The 539-nt window shown below is 41.6% G+C and carries 1 protein-coding gene; it reads left to right on the plus strand.

Annotation, left to right across the window (positions count from 1 at the left end):
* Window positions 1-539: hypothetical protein (locus SSIN_RS07015; protein ID WP_037617321.1), on the plus strand; the 539-nt coding region annotated here is incomplete at both ends.

A 539-nucleotide genomic window follows, 5' to 3' on the forward strand; every position in this document is an offset into this window, starting at 1 on the left:
TTACTGGAGACCTGTCTGGCATGAACTCTGTGATGACTTTGAACTCATCCTAGCACAGCCTGCTCATATGAAAGCTATTCCAGGTCAAAAAACAGATAAGAAAGATGCTCACTGGATTGCCCAATTAACACGAATCGGNCACTATGTAGAGAGCCGTAATCGTGAGACCAATCGGATCCATAAAATCCTCCAATCAGGAGGTATTAAGCTGACAACCTACATAGAAGATATCATGGGTGCTTCTGGTCGAAACTTACTGCAACTGCTTATTGATGAGACGCCCGTTACCCCAAGAATGATCCATCAATCTGTTTATACCAGTTTGAAAAGAAAAGTTCCCCAACTCCTTGAGGCACTTGATGGGTACTTTTCGGCTCATCATCGTTTTATGTTAGGTCAGTCCTTGGAGATTTACGATTTTTATCAAAAACAAATCGATTGTTTGGAAGAGCGTATGAACGGCTATCTAAATCTCTATGAGAGACCAGTGGAAATCCTAGATTCTATTCCTGGTATTGATCTCATTACAGCCTCTGTGA

It is taken from the genome of Streptococcus sinensis, from assembly GCF_000767835.1.
Classification (GTDB): Bacteria; Bacillota; Bacilli; order Lactobacillales; family Streptococcaceae; genus Streptococcus; species Streptococcus sinensis.